The sequence below is a fragment of the Spirillospora sp. NPDC052269 genome (assembly GCF_040679435.1).
In the GTDB taxonomy this organism is placed as follows: Bacteria; Actinomycetota; Actinomycetes; order Streptosporangiales; family Streptosporangiaceae; genus Spirillospora.
This window is the reverse complement of sequence record NZ_JBFAUU010000023.1, coordinates 76,175-88,360: the sequence shown is the minus strand read 5'-3', so window position 1 is coordinate 88,360 and position 12,186 is coordinate 76,175. Positions and strand designations below refer to the sequence as shown.

Genomic DNA, 12,186 nt, shown 5'->3' with positions numbered 1-12,186 from the left:
CCGACAGGCACCCCAGGTCTTCACCGCTGGGCTCAGCGCTTCTGGGAGGCGCGCCACGCGGCGGCGGCGTCCTTCTTCCGGCGGTCCAGGACGAGCATGACCAGGACGCCGAGGCAGGCGGCGATCCCGAGGCCGAAGCCGGCGGTCGCGGGCGGGACGTGCCGTGCCCACCCGTGCCCGTAGGGCCCGAACGGGCCGAGGCGGATCGTGATGTCGTGGCCGTAGTCGTGCTCGTCCACGTTGTAGATCTCGCCCTCGCCGGGGGAGCCGTCCGACGCGACCCACGCGCCGGTGCAGGTCGTGTTGTGGACGCGGCCGGTGTGCGTGCGATGGCAGGACAGGACGCGCGCGGTGGCCTTCTCGCCTGCCAGCACCGTGTACCCGACCGCGACGGGCCAGACGGCGCACGCCAGGGCGGCCACGTAGAGGATCACCGCGGCCCGAGAACGCAGCGCGCGCATGAGGCTCCTCAGGACGTCCGCAATCGGATGAGAACGAAGGCTACCGCCACGACAGTGGAGAGGTTTTGGGGATTTCGGTCTGGAATGTGGGGTGATGTTCCGGGCTAGTGGTGGCGTGTGGGGCGATGGTGGCGCTAGGTTCTCGCCCATCGGGACGGCACCCCCCCCAAGGCCGTGCCGGACGCCCCCCTCAGAGCCGTCCGGACGCGGCGACCCCTCGAACGACCGTCCCGCCCCCCGGAGGAGATCCTCGTGCGCCGTCCCTCGAGTCTCGTCGTGCCCTTGGCCGCCGTCACCCTGCTCGCCGCCGCGTGCGGCGGAGGAGGCGGGTCGAAGGCCGCTCCGCCCGCGAAGGCCGCGGCGGGGGACAACGCCGCGTCGCCGTCCGGGCCGCCGCCGAAGAAGATCGTGATCATGGTGGACACGGCCCGCACCGAGGTCATGACGACCGGGCAGACCGTCCAGCAGGTGCTGGACCAGGCGCATATCGCGCTGGGGCGGTTCGACCTGGTGAATCCGGCGAAGACGGCCGCTCCCGAGAACACGATCAAGGTGACGCGGCTGCTGTCGAAGCCGCAGACGAAGACCGTCACGACGGATCCGCCGACGGTGAAGAAGAAGATGTCGTCGCTGGCGCCGTTCAGCCAGAAGGAGCTGCGGAAGGGCAAGCCGGAGATCAAGATCGTCCAGACCGCGTGGGTGAAGCGGAAGGGCAAGAAGGTCAAGGCCGTGATCTTCCAGAAGTTGAAGCAGAAGGCCGTCCCGCGGATCCTCGGCGTCGGGCCGGAGAGCGGCGGGGGCGGGGACGCGGCCAAGCTGAACTGGGCGGGACTGGCCAAATGCGAGTCCGGCGGCAACCCGCGCTCGGTCAACCCGGCCGGGTACTACGGGCTCTACCAGTTCTCCCTCCCGTCCTGGGCGTCGGTGGGCGGCTCGGGCAAGCCGAGCGACGCGCCGGCCGCCGAGCAGACCTACCGCGCGCAGCTGCTCTACAAGCGCGTGGGCGGCCGCTGGCAGGGCCAGTGGCCGAACTGCGGGCACTTCCTGTTCTCCTGAGCGCCGGAGCATCCCCGGGCACCTGGAAGACTTGGGGACGTGGGGGAATCTCAGGGACTTCTCGGCCCGGCCGACATTCGCGAGCTGGCGGGGGCGCTCGGCATCCGGCCGACCAAGACGCTCGGCCAGAACTTCGTCATCGACGCCAACACCGTCCGGCGGATCGTCCGGTCGGCGGAGCTGGCGCCGGACGACGTGGTGGTCGAGGTCGGGCCGGGCCTCGGCTCGCTGACGCTGGCGCTGCTGCCGGAGGTCCGGCGCGTGGTGGCCGTCGAGATCGACGCGGCGCTCGCCCGCGCGCTGCCGATCACCGTCGCGGCGCGTGAGCCGGATCTCGCGGACCGGCTGGAGGTCGTCCACCGGGACGCGTTGAAGATCACAGAACTGCCGGGGCCGGAGCCGACCGCGCTGGTCGCGAACCTGCCCTACAACGTGGCCGTCCCGGTCGTCCTGCACCTGCTGGAGAAGCTGCCGTCGCTGCGGCGGGTGCTGGTCATGGTGCAGGCCGAGGTCGCCGACCGGATGACCGCCGCCCCCGGCGGAAAGATCTACGGCGTGCCGTCGGTGAAGCTGGCCTGGTACGGGGACGCCCGCCGGGCCGGTCCGGTCGGCCGCGCCGTTTTCTGGCCGGCTCCGAACGTGGACTCCGGGCTGGTCGCCTTCACCCGGACGTCCCCGCCGGAGACCACCGCCTCCCGCAAGGAGGTGTTCGCCGTGGTGGACGCGGCGTTCGCCCAGCGCCGCAAGACGCTGCGGGCCGCGCTGGCGGGCTGGGCGGGCTCCGCCCCGGCCGCCGAGGAGGCCCTGCGCGCCGCCGGAGTCGACCCGAAGACCCGGGGCGAGCAGCTCGACGTGGCCGCGTTCGCCCGCATCGCCCAGTATCGTCCTGTGGGCGAGACGCGCGGCCAGGGGCGCTCGCCGGAACCGGAAGAGGCGGAGGACCATGCTGAGCGCGCGGGTGACGGGGGCCTACCGGGCGGTGCGGGCACGTGACCGCGTCCTGACGGGGACGGCGGTCGCGGCGGTGCTCGCGCTGGCCGCGGCGGGTTGCTCGGACGGAGCCCGCGCCACACCGCGGATCACCACCACGGTCAAGCAGGGCGTCGCGCCGACCCCGCCGCAGCGCGGGGCCTACTTCGGCGCCTGGGTCTCCCCGGACGAGCGCACCGCGCTCCCCAGCGGCGCCCCGAGCCCGACGAAGTCGGCGACGGCCAGCCCGGACGAGTCGTCCTCGTCCACGGCGTCGATCACCGCGCTGGAGGGTTTCGAGCAGCAGCTCGGCCGCAAGCTGGACATCGCGCAGAGCTACCACGGCTGGAAGGCCGACTTCCCGGACGACGCCGACAAGGCCGTCCTGGCCAGTGACCGGTACCTGCTGCTGAGCTGGTCGTCCGGGGACACCAAGCAGATCCTCGAGGGCAAATTCGACGACATGGTCCGGCAGCGCGCCCGGGCCCTGAAGGCGGCCCGCAAGCCGGTGTTCCTGCGCTGGCAGCGGGACATGGACCGGGCCGCCGCGGCCAAGATCCACGAGCCGGTGGACTACGTCGCGGCCTGGAAGCACCTGCGGCTGATCTTCAACGAGGAGAAGGTCGACAACGTCGCGTGGGTCTGGTGCCCGTCCGCGCGGGGCTTCCCCGACGTCGCGCCCGACTACTACCCGGGCGACGACGAGGTGGACTGGGTCTGCGCCGACGTCTACCCCGGCGCCGACTACGAGTACCGCGACCTGTCCGAGGCGGCCCGCAAGTTCCTGGAGTGGGCGCAGCACCACCCGCGCCCGGTCATGATCGGCGAGTTCGGCGTCCCGGCGTCCTACGGCTCGCGGCGGGCCGAGTGGCTGCGCAACGCCAGCAAGTACCTGCAGGAGCACCCGCAGGTGAAGGCCGTCGCCTACTACGACTCCGACGAGGACGCGAGCGAGCCGCGCGACCAGGCGCACCGGTTCTCGGTCTCCGGCGACAAGCGGGCCGTCTCGGCGCTCCGCGAGCTGGCGACCATGCCGTTCTTCAACCCCCGCAACCTCCCCGTCACCCCCGGCTCCTGAAAGGCCCCGGGTTCCGGGGCCTGACGGCTCGGGGCGGGTCGCGCTTACCGTACGCTCGGTAAGCGTGACTCCAGTGACGGTGCGCGTCCCCGCGAAGGTGAACCTCCAGCTCGGCGTCGGGCCCCTCCGCGACGACGGCTACCACGACCTGGTCAACGTCTTCCACGCCGTGTCGCTGTTCGACGAGGTGACGGCCCTCCCCGCGGACGCGCCGGTGGTGACGGTCGAGGCCGCCCCGGACGCGCAGGTCGCGATCGAGGACGTCCCGGTCGACGGCGACAACCTGGCCCTGCGCGCCGCCCGGCTGCTGGCCGAGAGCCTCGGCGTCGAGCCGAACGTGGAGCTGCGCATCCGCAAGGCGATCCCGGTCGCGGGCGGCATGGCCGGCGGCAGCGCCGACGCCGCCGCGGCCCTGCTGGCCTGCGCCCGGCTCTGGAAGGCCGACCTCGCCCTCCCGACCCTGCCGGACCTGGCCGCCAAGATCGGCAGTGATGTGCCGTTCGCGCTGCTCGGCGACACCGCGATCGGCCTCGGCCGGGGCGAGCGGCTCACGCCGGTCGAGACGTCCGGCACGTTCCACTGGGTGTTCGCGACGGCGGACGGCGGCCTGTCCACCCCGGCCGTCTACGGCGAGTGCGACCGGATGCGCGCGGCGCTGGACGAGCCGGTGCCATGGCCGCAGCCGTCCGAGGCGCTGATGAAGGCCCTGGCGGCCGGGGACGCCCGAGCCCTGGGCGCGGCCCTGACCAACGATCTCCAGCCCGCCGCGCTGATGCTGCGCCCCTCGCTGCGCCGCACCCTGGACGCGGGCCGGGAGCTGGGCGCGATCGGCTCGCTGGTCTCCGGATCCGGCCCGACCACGGCGTTCCTCGCCGAGTCGTCCGGCCATGCGGCCGACCTGGCCGCCGCGCTCGCCCAGACGGGCGTGGCCCGGCAGGTCGTCCGCGCGCACGGTCCCGTTCCCGGCGCGACGGTAGTCTGAGACCGCCGTGAATCTGATCAATGTTGAGAACATCAGCAAGTCGTACGGACCGTCCCCGCTTCTGAGCGGGGTGTCCCTGGGCCTGGACGAGGGCGACCGGATCGGCGTCGTCGGACGCAACGGGGGCGGCAAGTCCACCCTGGTCGCGATCCTCGCCCGCCTTCTGGAGCCGGACGACGGCCGCGTCACCCACACCCGTGGTCTCCGCATGGGCTACCTCACCCAGCGCGACGAGTTCCCGGAGGGCGCGACCGTCAGCTCCATGGTGCTGGGCGACCGGGCCGAGCACGAGTGGGCGGGCGACATGCGGGTCCGGGAGATCCTCTCCGGCCTGCTGTCGGACCTGCCGCTCGACGCCCCGATCGCCGGGATGTCCGGCGGTGAGCGCCGCCGGGTGGCCCTCGCGCGCCTGCTGGTCCCCGAGTCCGACCTGTTCGTCCTGGACGAGCCGACCAACCACCTGGACATCGAGGCGATCGCCTGGCTGGCCCGGCACCTGAAGGAGCGCCGGGTCGCGCTGCTGGTCGTCACCCACGACCGCTGGTTCCTGGACGAGGTCACCGACCGCACCTGGGAGGTCGTGGACGGCAAGGTCGAGCGGTACGAGGGCGGTTACTCGGCGTTCGTCCTGGCGAAGGCCGAGCGCTCCCGGATCGCCGCCGCGACCGAGGCCAAGCGGCAGAACCTGCTGCGCAAGGAGCTGGCGTGGCTGCGCCGCGGCCCGCAGGCCCGCACGTCCAAGCCCAAGTTCCGGGTGGACGCCGCGCAGGCGCTGATCGCCGACGAGCCGCCGCTCCGCGACACCGTCGAGCTGACCAAGTTCGCGACCGCCCGCCTCGGCAAGACCGTCTTCGACCTCGAGGACGTGACGGTCACGGTCGGCGGCAACGACATCTTCGAGCGGCTGACCTGGCAGCTCGGGCCCGGCGACCGGCTCGGCCTGGTCGGCGTGAACGGCAGCGGCAAGTCGACGCTCCTGCGCCTGCTGGACGGCGACGTCCAGCCCGCGTCCGGCAAGGTCGTCCGCGGGAAGACCGTCCAGCTGGCGCACCTTTCCCAGAACCTGGACGAGCTCGACCCGTCCCGGCGCGTCCTGGAGTCGGTCGAGGAGATCAAGCGCCGGATCACCGTCGGCAAGCGCGAGTGGACGGCGTCCCAGCTGCTGGAGCGCCTCGGCTTCCGCGGCGACCGGCAGTGGACGCCGGTCGGCGACCTGTCCGGCGGCGAGCGCCGCCGCCTGCAGGTCCTGCGCCTGCTGATGGGCGAGCCGAACGTCCTGCTGCTGGACGAGCCGACCAACGACCTCGACATCGAGACCCTCACCGAGCTCGAGGACATCCTCGACGGCTGGCCGGGCACCCTCGTCGTCGTCAGCCACGACCGGTACTTCCTGGAGCGCGTCACCGACCACGTGGTCGCCCTCCTGGGCAACGGCAGGATCTCGTTCCTGCCGGGCGGCATCGACGAGTACCTCGACCGGCGCGCGTCCGGCGGGGCGACCACCAAGACCGCCGAGGCCGTCCGCGCCGCGGCCGCGGCCGCGCAGGCGCCCCAGCCCGCCGCCAAGCCCAAGAGCAGCAGCCAGGACTGGAAGGCCCGCAAGGAGCTCGACCGCCTGGAACGCCGCCTCGACAAGCTGGCCAAGCAGCAGGCCGCCCTGCACGAGAAGCTCGCCGAGCACGCCACCGACTACGGCAGGCTCCAGGAGCTCGACGCCGAGCTCAAGGCCCTCCAGACCGAAGCCGCCGAAGTCGAGGAAGAGTGGCTCATGCTCGCCGAGGACGTCGAATAACCGGACATTAAGGCATTCCTGAGTCGCAACAGGGCCGCCTCCCCTAGCGTCGACCCCATGGCACCTAGCATGGGACTCATGGCTGAGCGTGTGCTGCCCGAGGGCGACGACCACCAGGTGATCCGTCTCGGCGGCGAGTCCGCCGTCATCGTCCCCCTGGAGGAGTACCGGCGGCTGCGCAAGAACGCGATCCAGACGGAACGGCGGAGGGGGCGCGGCGAGGTCATCCGCATGAGCGCGGAGGAGTTCGTCGAGGGTTCGAACCTTCCCGACGGCGTCCGCGAGGAACTGCTCACGGAGATCGCCGACGGGCGGGCGGCCCGGGCCGAGGCGGACTCCTAGTGTCCTACTACGTTGAGTGGGAGCGGCTGGCCCATCAGGCTTACGAGCAGCTCTCCAAAGCAGCGCAGGCCGAGGTCGCCCGGGCCGTCATCGCCATCATGCGCGAGGGCGTTCCCGACTCCGCGACGCCGGACGGCGAAGGCTCCTGGCACCTCCGGGCGGGCGATCACGTGATCGGCTTCACGATCAGCGACGATCTGGACGTCTATCTGTACGAGATCGAGCGGGCCTAGCGGTCAGTCCTGGTCGGTGTCGAAGGGCACCAGGAGGGTGCGCAGCAGCCCGCCGAGGGTTTCGCGGTCGGCGGTGCTGAGCCCGTCCAGGAACTCGTGCTCGCGTTCCAGCAGGGCCGAGAAGGCGGCGTCCACACGGGTGCGGCCCGCGTCGGTCAGCCGGACGAGCACGCCGCGCTTGTCGGCCGGGTCCGGATGGCGTTCGACCAGGCCGGCGGCCGTGAGGCGGTCGATCCGGTTGGTCATGGTGCCCGAGGTGACCAGGGTGGCGCGCAGCAGGCGGCCGGGGGAGAGCTCGTAGGGCGCTCCGGCGCGGCGGAGCGCGGTGAGGACGTCGAACTCCCACGACTCCAGGTCGTGTTCGGCGAACACGGCGCGGCGGGCGCGGTCCAGGTGGCGGGCCAGGCGGGAGACCCGGCTCAGGACCAGCAGGGGGGAGACGTCGAGGTCCGGGCGCTCGGTGTGCCAGGACTCGACGAGCCGATCGACCTCGTCGTGCATGAGGTCACCCTACCTGTCTTGATATCGAGACGACTTTCTTGACATCAAGATAGCGGCGGGGCATCATCTGTCTTGATGTCGAGAGATATGCGTCGCCCGCCCGCGGCCGTCTGGGACCCCGAGCAGTACGGGGCCTTCGGCGGCGAACGCGGCAGGGCGTTCTTCGAGCTGGTCGCGCGTGCCGGGCTGGAGCGCCCGGGCTACGTGGTCGATCTCGGCTGCGGTCCGGGCGAGCTGACCGCCGCCCTGGCGGCCCGCTGGCCGGACGCCGTGATCGACGGCTACGACAGCTCCCTGGAGATGATCCAGGCCGCTCGCGCGCACGAGATCCCCGGACGGCTCGCCTTCGGCGTCTGGGACGTCGCGGACTGGCGTCCGGAGCGTCCGGTCGACCTGATCGTCGCCAACGCCGTCCTGCACTGGGTCCCGGAGCACGCGGAGCTGTTCCCGCGCTGGCTGGACGCGCTGACCGGCGGCGGCGTCCTCGCCTTCCAGGTGCCGGGCAACTTCGGCGCCCCGAGCCACGTCCTGCTGCGCGAGCTGTGCGAGTCGCCGCGCTGGCGCGACCGGCTCGGCGGGATCGTCCGGCCCGACCCGGTCCTCGACGCGTCGGGCTACCTCGACGTCCTGGCCCGGCTCGGCTGCCGCGTGGACGCCTGGGAGACCACCTACTCGCAGGTGCTCCAGGGCGACGACCCGGTGCTGGAGTGGGTCAAGGGGACGGCGCTGCGGCCCGTCCTGACCGCCCTGAGCCCGTCCGACGCGGACGGGTTCGCCCGCGAGTACCGGGACCTGCTCCGCGAGGCGTACCCGCGGACCCCCTACGGAACGGTGTTCCCCTTCCGGCGCATCTTCGTGGTCGCCGCGAAGCGCGCCGATCCCTAGAGCAGGATGCCGTCCGCCGGACGGGGGAAGCGATTCCGTTCCCCTGCGGTGCGTCACCCCGTACGGCGGACGGCGTCCCATACCTTCCAGGGAGAACCCCATGGCCATCAAGGGCTACCACCATGTCCAGATCGCGGCTCCGGCCGGATCCGAGGACGCCATGCGCGCCTTCTACGCCGGGGTGCTGGGGTTCACCGAGATCCCGAAGCCCGAGGAGCTCGCCAAGCGCGGCGGCGCCTGGTTCCGGGGTCCCGGACTGGAGCTGCACGTCGGCGCCGACCCGGAGTTCCGCGCGCCGAAGAAGGCCCATCCCGCCTTCCTCGTGGACGACCTGGACGCGCTGGCGGACGTCCTCCGCGCGGCCGGTCACGAGGTGATCCCGGACGGCCTGTTCCCCGGCTACCGGCGCTTCTACGCCACCGACCCCGCCGGCAACCGGCTGGAGTTCCTCCAACCCGCGTGACGGCCGGACGGGCGTGATGCCGCGGAGCATGAGCGCGTTCCTCCGGTCCGCGTGACGGCCGGACGGTGCATGGCAAAGAAAAAGTAAAGGGCGGCTCCCGCGTGGTGCGGGGCCGCCCTTTCGTCTGGGGCGCGCCTCAGTGGGTGGCCGCGGGGTCGAGGAAGGGGTCGCTGACGATCTCGGCCTCTGTCGAGGTCTCGGTCGCGGTCTCGTCCGTCTCCGGCGGGACGCCCTCGTCGTCGGAGCCGTCCTCGCGGCGGGCCCTGCGCTGGGCCTTCTCGGCCTTCGCGGCGGCCTTCTCCTCGGCGCGTCCGGCCTTCGCCTCGGCCTTGTCGGCCTTGGCCCTGGCCTTCTCCCGCAGCCTCTCGATCCGCTCCTGCTCCTTGCGGCGCTGCCTCGGGTCGAGGAAGGGGCGCGGTTCGAGGCCGGACAGGCCGTTCCAGGCGAGGTTGACGATGTGGGCGGCGACCTCCTCGCGGCCGGGCTTGCGCACGTCCAGCCACCACTGGCCGGTCAGCGCGACCATCCCGACGAGCGACTGCGCGTACATGGGCGCGGCCTTGTCGTCGTAGCCGTGGCGCTTGAACTCCTGCGCGAGGATGTGCTCGACCTCACCGGCGATCTCGCTCAGCAGGCTCGCGTAGGAGCCGGTGCCGGTGCCGCCGTGCGAGTCCCGCACCAGGATGCGGAACCCGTCGGGGCTCTCCTCGATGTACTCGAGCAGCCCGAGGGCGGCCTTCTCCAGCTTCGAGCGGTAGTGGACCGCCGAGTTCAGGGCGTCGGTCACCAGGGCGAGCAGCCGCTCGAACTCGCGGTCCACGACGACCGCGTACAGGCCCTCCTTGCCGCCGAAGTGCTCGTACACCACGGGCTTGGAGACCCCCGCCGCGGCGGCGATCTCCTCCACCGAGGTGCCGTCCAGGCCCCGCTCGGCGAACAGCGTCCGTCCGATCGTGAGGAGCTGCTCGCGTCTTTCCTTGCCGGTCATGCGCTTCCTGCGCGACCTTGGGGCGGGTTCAGTCACGTCGTCAATTGTGACGGTCACGCGGCCCTCTCGCCGCCCGGGGCGGCATCCGCGACCGTTTCGGCGATCGCGGAGCGGTCCAGGCGGCGGGAGGCGAGGCGCTCGGCGTTGGGCCAGCGGACGTTCGTCGCCCAGCCCAGCCTCTCGAACGCCCAGATGATCCGGGCGCTGATGTCGATCTGGCCCTTGAGGACGCCGTGCCGCGCGCACGTCGGGTCGGAGTGGTGCAGGTTGTGCCAGGACTCGCCCAGCGACGGGATCGCCAGCCACCACACGTTGCGGGACTTGTCGCGCGACTCGAAGTGCTCGGCGCCGAAGGTGTGGCAGATCGAGTTGATCGACCAGGTCACGTGGTGGACGAGGGTGACCCGGACGAGCCCGGCCCAGAAGAACGCGGTGACCGCGCCCTGGAAGGACCAGGTGATGAGGCCGCCGAGGACGCCCGGCAGGATCAGGGTCACCGCGACCAGGCCCGGGAACCAGCGGTGGAGGGCCGCGATGTCGCGGTCCTTGAGCAGGTCGGGGGTGTAGCGGCGCTTGTTGGTGCGGTTGCCGTCGAACAGCCAGCCGTAGTGCGCCCAGGCGAGGCCCTTGGTGAGGGCCTTCCAGTCCGAGCCGAACCGCCACGGCGAGTGCGGGTCGAGCTCCATGTCGGAGTGCTTGTGGTGCCGCCGGTGGTCGGCGACCCAGGTGATGACCGGGCCCTCCATGGCGAGGCTGCCGGCCAGTGCCAGGAAGATCTTCAGGCCGCGGTTGGCCTTGAAGGACCCGTGCGTGAAGTACCGGTGGTACCCGACGGTGATCCCGCCGGCGGTGAGCACGTAGAAGATCGCGGCGAGGACGACGTCCGTCCAGCCGAGGAAGCTGCCCCACAGCATCGGGACCGCGGCGAAGAGCGCGAGGAAGGGGACACCGGTGAAGACCGCCACCAGAACCTTCTCCGCCGTCCCCTGGGGCTCGGCGTCGAATTCCGGTTGCGCCTTGCGTCGCTCCGTTGCGTCGACGACGGGGGCTGAGGACATGCGTCACCACTTCTTCCTGCTCAGAGAGCGCTTTCTCCTGGAGCGCCTACCTACGTCAACGTAACCTACGCTCCCGTAAGTAAACAGCGCCCGAAAGTAAAATCGCTCACAGCGCCCGAAAGTCGCGTTACGGTCACCATGTGGTCACCCCGCGCCGCACCCGCCCATCAGGGCAGCCCGCACGCTCGGACCCCTCACCCGGACGGAGCCCGCATGGCACCCCTCACCCGCGCCCTCGCGTCCCTGGACGGACTCTCGGTGGGCGACGCCTTCGGCGACCGCTTCTTCGAGCTCGACAACCGGGACCTCGTACCCGACCGCGACCTGCCGCCCGCGCCCTGGGGCTGGTCGGACGACACCGAGATGGCCTGCACGATCGTTGACGTCCTCGCCCGGCACGACCGGATCGAGCAGGACGACCTCGCCGCCCGCTTCGCCGAGCGCATGGACGTCGGCCGCCGGTACGGCGTCGGCGCGGCCGAACTGCTGACCCGCGTCCGGTCCGGCCACGACTGGCGCGTCGCCGCCTGCGACTCCTTCGAGGGCAAGGGCTCCTACGGCAACGGCGCGGCGATGCGCGTCGCCCCGCTCGGCGCCTACTTCGCGGACGACCCGGACCGCGCCGCCCAGGAGGCCGAGCTGTCCGCGGAGGTCACCCATGTCCATCCGGAGGGCGTCGCCGGGGCCGTGGCGGTCGCGGTCGCGGCGGCCCACGTCGCCCGCGCGGACGACCCGTCCCCCCGAGATGTGATCGAAATCGCTCTCGACCACACGCCCGGTTCCGGACAGTACGTCCGGCGCGGTCTGCGGCGCGCGCTGAACCTGCTGCACCGGACGGCGGCGGATGCGCCCAAGGAGGCCGCGCACGAGCTCGGGAACGGCTCCCGGATCTCCGCGCAGGACACCGTCCCCTTCTGCCTGTGGGTCGTCGCCACCCACCTGGGCGAATACGAGCGGGCCGTCCGCGCGTGCGCGTCCGTCGGGGGCGACATGGACACCACCGCGGCCATCGTGGGCGGGATCCTGGGCGTCCGGACGGCCCCGCCCGCGGCGTGGCTGGAGGCCCGGGAGCCCCTGCCCGAATGGCTCGGGGCCTGAAAAAAGGGGTACCGGAGGCGGGGCCCGGCTTCGGTATCCTTGTGCTGATCGGCGGGGCGGTCGTCCCCGCCGGGCGATCCGGCGTGGTGTAAGTGGCAGCACAAGGGTTTTTGGTGCCCTTAGACAAGGTTCGAATCCTTGCGCCGGAGCTGACCGGCTTCCTCCCGGCTCGGGTGCTGGCTGACAGATCCGGGCCGGACGGTATCCTTCGGGTGTCGGGTGCGCTCTGACCTGCCCCGCCGTTCTCCGGATCCCGGTCGACGGCAGGTGAACGAGCGCA

Annotated in this window: 14 protein-coding genes and 1 tRNA gene; 11 read left to right on the top strand and 4 right to left on the bottom strand. The window is 72.0% G+C overall.

Annotation, left to right across the window (positions count from 1 at the left end):
- Positions 1 to 32: 32 nt before the first annotated feature.
- The gene (locus AB0L06_RS37420; RefSeq protein ID WP_500235945.1) at positions 33 to 461 is read right to left on the bottom strand and encodes a hypothetical protein; all 429 of its coding nucleotides are present in this window, start codon (positions 459 to 461) and stop codon (positions 33 to 35) included.
- Between the two features lie 252 nt (positions 462 to 713).
- On the opposite strand from AB0L06_RS37420, the gene AB0L06_RS37415 reads away from it, so the two are divergent.
- From AB0L06_RS37415 to AB0L06_RS37385, 7 genes are all read left to right on the top strand, one after another.
- Positions 714 to 1,517 carry a resuscitation-promoting factor gene (locus tag AB0L06_RS37415; RefSeq protein ID WP_500235944.1) on the top strand — a complete coding sequence of 268 codons (804 nt, stop codon included), beginning with the start codon at positions 714 to 716 and terminating at the stop codon, positions 1,515 to 1,517.
- Positions 1,518 to 1,556: 39 nt separating this feature from the next.
- Complete coding sequence (rsmA, locus tag AB0L06_RS37410) at positions 1,557 to 2,510, top strand: 16S rRNA (adenine(1518)-N(6)/adenine(1519)-N(6))-dimethyltransferase RsmA (protein WP_500235943.1); 954 nt, start codon at positions 1,557 to 1,559, stop codon at positions 2,508 to 2,510.
- Complete coding sequence (locus AB0L06_RS37405) at positions 2,461 to 3,564, top strand: glycoside hydrolase family 26 protein (protein WP_500235942.1); 1,104 nt, start codon at positions 2,461 to 2,463, stop codon at positions 3,562 to 3,564. Before rsmA ends, AB0L06_RS37405 begins: the two co-directional genes overlap by 50 nt.
- 64 nt (positions 3,565 to 3,628) lie before the next feature.
- The gene (locus tag AB0L06_RS37400) at positions 3,629 to 4,546 is read left to right on the top strand and encodes a 4-(cytidine 5'-diphospho)-2-C-methyl-D-erythritol kinase (protein ID WP_500235941.1); all 918 of its coding nucleotides are present in this window, start codon (positions 3,629 to 3,631) and stop codon (positions 4,544 to 4,546) included.
- Positions 4,547 to 4,553: 7 nt separating this feature from the next.
- Positions 4,554 to 6,338 carry an ABC-F family ATP-binding cassette domain-containing protein gene (locus tag AB0L06_RS37395; RefSeq protein WP_500235940.1) on the top strand — a complete coding sequence of 595 codons (1,785 nt, stop codon included), beginning with the start codon at positions 4,554 to 4,556 and terminating at the stop codon, positions 6,336 to 6,338.
- A gap of 78 nt (positions 6,339 to 6,416) precedes the next feature.
- Positions 6,417 to 6,680: a hypothetical protein gene (locus tag AB0L06_RS37390; RefSeq protein ID WP_500235938.1), complete on the top strand. Its 264-nt coding sequence runs from the start codon at positions 6,417 to 6,419 to the stop codon at positions 6,678 to 6,680.
- Complete coding sequence (locus AB0L06_RS37385) at positions 6,680 to 6,913, top strand: hypothetical protein (protein ID WP_500235937.1); 234 nt, start codon at positions 6,680 to 6,682, stop codon at positions 6,911 to 6,913. Before AB0L06_RS37390 ends, AB0L06_RS37385 begins: the two co-directional genes overlap by 1 nt.
- A 3-nt stretch (positions 6,914 to 6,916) precedes the next feature.
- Here AB0L06_RS37385 and AB0L06_RS37380 read toward each other — a convergent pair whose 3' ends face one another.
- A complete protein-coding gene (locus AB0L06_RS37380) occupies positions 6,917 to 7,414 on the bottom strand; it encodes a MarR family winged helix-turn-helix transcriptional regulator (protein WP_500235936.1) in 498 nt (165 codons plus the stop codon).
- A 75-nt stretch (positions 7,415 to 7,489) separates the two neighbouring features.
- Here AB0L06_RS37380 and AB0L06_RS37375 point away from each other — a divergent pair, with 75 nt between their 5' ends.
- Together AB0L06_RS37375 and AB0L06_RS37370 are read left to right on the top strand one after the other, a co-directional pair.
- A complete protein-coding gene (locus AB0L06_RS37375; RefSeq protein WP_500235935.1) occupies positions 7,490 to 8,299 on the top strand; it encodes a trans-aconitate 2-methyltransferase in 810 nt (269 codons plus the stop codon).
- A gap of 100 nt (positions 8,300 to 8,399) precedes the next feature.
- Positions 8,400 to 8,762 carry a VOC family protein gene (locus tag AB0L06_RS37370; protein ID WP_500235934.1) on the top strand — a complete coding sequence of 121 codons (363 nt, stop codon included), beginning with the start codon at positions 8,400 to 8,402 and terminating at the stop codon, positions 8,760 to 8,762.
- Between the two features lie 136 nt (positions 8,763 to 8,898).
- On the opposite strand, the gene AB0L06_RS37365 is transcribed toward AB0L06_RS37370, so the two are convergent.
- Positions 8,899 to 9,750 (bottom strand): TetR/AcrR family transcriptional regulator, encoded by an 852-nt coding sequence (locus tag AB0L06_RS37365; RefSeq protein WP_500235933.1) that lies wholly within the window; start codon positions 9,748 to 9,750, stop codon positions 8,899 to 8,901.
- Between the two features lie 53 nt (positions 9,751 to 9,803).
- Complete coding sequence (locus AB0L06_RS37360; RefSeq protein ID WP_500235932.1) at positions 9,804 to 10,808, bottom strand: acyl-CoA desaturase; 1,005 nt, start codon at positions 10,806 to 10,808, stop codon at positions 9,804 to 9,806.
- Between the two features lie 213 nt (positions 10,809 to 11,021).
- Here AB0L06_RS37360 and AB0L06_RS37355 point away from each other — a divergent pair, with 213 nt between their 5' ends.
- Together AB0L06_RS37355 and AB0L06_RS37350 are read left to right on the top strand one after the other, a co-directional pair.
- Complete coding sequence (locus tag AB0L06_RS37355) at positions 11,022 to 11,906, top strand: ADP-ribosylglycohydrolase family protein (RefSeq protein WP_500235931.1); 885 nt, start codon at positions 11,022 to 11,024, stop codon at positions 11,904 to 11,906.
- A gap of 77 nt (positions 11,907 to 11,983) precedes the next feature.
- Positions 11,984 to 12,055 (top strand) — tRNA-Gln (locus AB0L06_RS37350).
- The last annotated feature ends 131 nt before the right edge of the window (positions 12,056 to 12,186 follow it).

Bases quoted from the DNA above. Each gene is read 5' to 3' on its own strand.
- AB0L06_RS37365 (WP_500235933.1), bottom strand. From the start codon at position 9,750: ATGACCGGCAAGGAAAGACGCGAGCAGCTCCTCACGATCGGACGGACG.
- AB0L06_RS37390 (WP_500235938.1), top strand. From the start codon at position 6,417: ATGGCTGAGCGTGTGCTGCCCGAGGGCGACGACCACCAGGTGATCCGT.
- AB0L06_RS37355 (WP_500235931.1), top strand. From the start codon at position 11,022: ATGGCACCCCTCACCCGCGCCCTCGCGTCCCTGGACGGACTCTCGGTG.
- AB0L06_RS37420 (WP_500235945.1), bottom strand. From the start codon at position 461: ATGCGCGCGCTGCGTTCTCGGGCCGCGGTGATCCTCTACGTGGCCGCC.
- AB0L06_RS37380 (WP_500235936.1), bottom strand. From the start codon at position 7,414: ATGCACGACGAGGTCGATCGGCTCGTCGAGTCCTGGCACACCGAGCGC.
- AB0L06_RS37360 (WP_500235932.1), bottom strand. From the start codon at position 10,808: ATGTCCTCAGCCCCCGTCGTCGACGCAACGGAGCGACGCAAGGCGCAA.
- AB0L06_RS37370 (WP_500235934.1), top strand. From the start codon at position 8,400: ATGGCCATCAAGGGCTACCACCATGTCCAGATCGCGGCTCCGGCCGGA.
- AB0L06_RS37405 (WP_500235942.1), top strand. From the start codon at position 2,461: ATGCTGAGCGCGCGGGTGACGGGGGCCTACCGGGCGGTGCGGGCACGT.
- AB0L06_RS37375 (WP_500235935.1), top strand. From the start codon at position 7,490: ATGTCGAGAGATATGCGTCGCCCGCCCGCGGCCGTCTGGGACCCCGAG.